The sequence below is a fragment of the Sphingobium terrigena genome (genome assembly GCF_003591655.1).
Classification (GTDB): domain Bacteria; phylum Pseudomonadota; class Alphaproteobacteria; order Sphingomonadales; family Sphingomonadaceae; genus Sphingobium; species Sphingobium terrigena.
This window is the reverse complement of record NZ_QVRA01000065.1, coordinates 1-3,404: the sequence shown is the minus strand read 5'-3', so window position 1 is coordinate 3,404 and position 3,404 is coordinate 1. Positions and strand designations below refer to the sequence as shown.

The window sequence follows — 3,404 nt, the reverse complement described above, 5'->3', positions numbered from 1 at the left end:
GGCCTCCTGTTCCTTGATCATCCCGATAATCTGCGCTTCGGTAAAACGGCTCTTCCTCATACGTCTGCTCCTCTGTCGGCAGACTCTACATTAGAATGAGGGAACTCTCGGGGGGCAGGTCACTGGGTGTCGAGACACAGCGCCAGTGGACCGACAAAGCCATAGCGCGAACTACTCCGGCGCTGTTGGGTCTCTACTCTCTTATATCGCTATGGGCCGGCGATCTGCTAACCAATAAAAGCAACCCTTATTCCGCCGCCTGGTATCGAAAAACCAGCCTGACATTCAGTGACGCCATCGGCGCCGTCCGCCTCCAGCTCTGGGTCGGCGACATTAATCAACAATCCCCGCCGCACCGAGAACCGCACTATATTCCGACAACCCGCCTCGTACGTATGGCTCAAGCACTATGCTTCGCTACCTAATCGTACAAAGTCGAGCTAATATCTCGTGGTTCTATAATGGTGGCGGAGGTGAGCCGAATGAATGGCGCACTTGTGAGATAAGCGTTCTGCTCGGATGGCTCGAGGTGCGCCAGCAACATCTTGCCGATCGCGGTGCAATAGGCCTCGAGTTGGATATTTTCTGCTGAATGTATGTCGCCTCGACCGTAACGTTGTTTTACGAGATAGGTAACCATGTCGCCATCTAGGACGGCAAGATGCGCATGCGCTCTCGCAGCGCGGGCTAGACTCATGAGGGGACGACACCCTACTTCTTCAAGGAGCTTAAGCCAACTGCTATTTTCGCCTACCTCTCGCCACCTTGAGCCTAGGCAATAACGTCCCTTCTTCTCTGCAACGAGATAACCCCGACAAGTCAGGGTATCGACGATCCTAAATGCTGTAGAGACCGGGATTCGACACTCCTCTGAGATATCGCGCAAGGAGCACGGCGCAGCCCGTCCAACACGCTCCAGAATATCTAGTACCTTATCGACCAACTCGACCAAGCGATCTCACCCATTTAAAATCCCACTGATTGGGAATAAATTGACCCAGCGCATTTGTCGAGACCAATCATAGCGCGTTAGATAGCCTCGAAAGATCACCATGGAGTTTTTGAAGAACCAAGATCCGGTTGCTTGCCAAGAGCTACAACTATCGGGAGAGTTCAATGTCATCGCCAAAAATTGCTTTCGACAGAAGATACGAAGAAAATACTGGAAAGGTTTACCTTTCCGGTAATCAGGCACTTGTCCGAATGACCGTCGATCAGGCGCGCCGCGACCGAAAGCAGGGGCTGCGTACTGCAGGTTTCGTATCTGGATACCGCGGATCCCCACTCGGCCACCTTGATCAGGAATTTGGGCGGATTGAACCCCTTCTTGAGCAGCACGACATTCGCTTCCAGCCAGGAGTAAACGAAGATTTAGCGGCAACAGCGGTCTGGGGAACGCAGCAGATCGGTTTTTTCAATCCCAAATTCGAGGGTGCTTACGGCCTCTGGTATAGCAAGGGGCCTGGCATAGATCGCTCAGGAGACGCGCTGCGACACGCCAACCTGTGGGGTACCGCACCCAAGGGCGGCGTCGTTATGGCCGTCGGGGACGATCCTATGAGCCGGTCAAGCTCGATCCAGCAGCAATCAGAACATACGCTGGCATCCCTCTGCATCCCGACGTTCAATGCCGCGAACGTACAAGATATCTACGATTTCGGCCTGATCGGCTGGCAGCTGTCGCGCTACGCCGGGGTCTGGACTGCGGTGAAGGGCGTCTCTGACATCTACGAATCGTGGCTGGCGATCGACGTCGATCCGATGCGAACATTTCCCTCTCTTCCCCCGGCTCCGATCAGCAGCGTGCACACCCGCTGGCCCGACCGCTCGGTCGATCAGGACGAACGTATGCTCCAATTGCGCCTGCCTGCCGTTCATGCATTTGCACAGATCAATCGGCTTAACCGTGTGACCCACGGCGCGACAAAAGGCCGGTTCGGTATCGTCACTGCCGGCAAAAGCTGGTCCGACACGCTGGAAGCGTTGTCAGATCTTGGAATCGATGACGCGCAACTTATGGCGGCCGTCATCACCGTGTTCAAAGTCGGACTCGTGTGGCCGCTAGAGGCGAGCTTAATTGAAGCATTTGCGCGCGGCATGAGCGAGATCCTAGTGGTGGAGGAATGCCGATCAATCCTTGAACCGCAGGTCAAGGATATCCTGTTCAATCTGCCAGAAAGTCAGCGACCGCACGTGCTCGGGAAGCGAAATTCCGATGGAGAGACCTGGTTACCATCGCACGGGGAACTCAATCCGGCCATGATAGCGCAGGTATTGTACCGCTGGCTTGCCCCGGTGCACCGTACGGACGCTATGGACATCTGGATCGGCTATCTGGAACATGTGCGAGTGGAACTCGCACGCCCGCGGTCAAACGTTATTCGCACCCCGCATTTCTGCTCGGGCTGCCCGCACAACAGCTCTACAAAAACCCCCGCCGGTTCCAAGCAGCTAGCTGGCATAGGTTGCCACTGGCTCGTAAATTTGATGGACCGTGATGTGGTGTCTTACCCACATATGGGTGGCGAAGGGGCCAATTGGGCAGGTGCTGCACATTTCCTCAAAGACGACCATATTTTCGTCAACCTTGGCGATGGCACCTGGTACCATTCGGGTTCAATGGCGATCCGCCAGGCTGTCGCAGCCGGCGTCAACATCACGTACAAAATCCTCTACAATGACGCGGTTGCCATGACAGGCGGCCAACCGATCGATGGCCCGATCAGTGTCGTGCAGATCACGCACGAACTGCGTGGCGAAGCAATCGACACCATCGCCGTCGTTTCAAGTGCGCCGGAAAAATTCAACATATCCGACTTCGCACCGGGCACCACGCTCCATCACCGCGACGAGCTTGATTTGGTGCAGCGGCGTTTTCGTGAAAAGAGCGGCGTATCCGTCATCGTCTACGAACAGACTTGTGCGACGGAACTCCGCCGGCGGCGGGGCAAGAAGCTGGCTGTCGATCCGGCGCGACGCGTGATCATCAACGACCGCGTCTGTGAGGGCTGCGGTGATTGTTCGGTGCAGTCGAACTGTCTTTAGGTTCAACCGCTCGAAACCGAGTTCGGGCGCAAGCGGACAATCGACCAATCGGCCTGCAACAAGGACTTTTCGTGCGTCAAGGGCTTCTGTCCGTCATTCGTAACAGTCGAAGGCGGGGAACTCGCCAGACCAGCAGGCATCGACTATGAGAATGCCCTTTTCGACAGTCTGCCCGAGCCTGCCGTGCGCGGGACCGAAAAATCGTTCGGCGTGATGGTTACCGGCATCGGGGGAACCGTATGCATCCGGTGAAATACGCAGATCAGGCCGCTTGGCGTTGATCGTCTGTGACGCGCCAGTTCCAGGGAAGCAGTTCGTGGAGCCGGCTCTGTGGGATGTCGGCGATGCGGCTGAGCACA

Annotated in this window: 2 protein-coding genes; one reads left to right on the top strand and one right to left on the bottom strand. The window is 56.2% G+C overall.

The window, feature by feature from the left end; genetic code table 11:
* Positions 1-421 precede the first annotated feature (421 nt).
* On the bottom strand, positions 422-943 hold the full coding sequence (locus D0Z70_RS25910; RefSeq protein ID WP_420820409.1) for an IclR family transcriptional regulator domain-containing protein: 522 nt from the start codon (positions 941-943) through the stop codon (positions 422-424).
* Positions 944-1,116: 173 nt separating this feature from the next.
* Here D0Z70_RS25910 and D0Z70_RS24195 point away from each other — a divergent pair, with 173 nt between their 5' ends.
* A complete protein-coding gene (locus D0Z70_RS24195; RefSeq protein WP_119750754.1) occupies positions 1,117-3,045 on the top strand; it encodes an indolepyruvate ferredoxin oxidoreductase family protein in 1,929 nt (642 codons plus the stop codon).
* The last annotated feature ends 359 nt before the right edge of the window (positions 3,046-3,404 follow it).

Excerpts from the sequence above, each read along its gene's own strand:
- D0Z70_RS24195 (WP_119750754.1), top strand. The coding sequence starts at position 1,117 with ATGTCATCGCCAAAAATTGCTTTCGACAGAAGATACGAAGAAAATACT.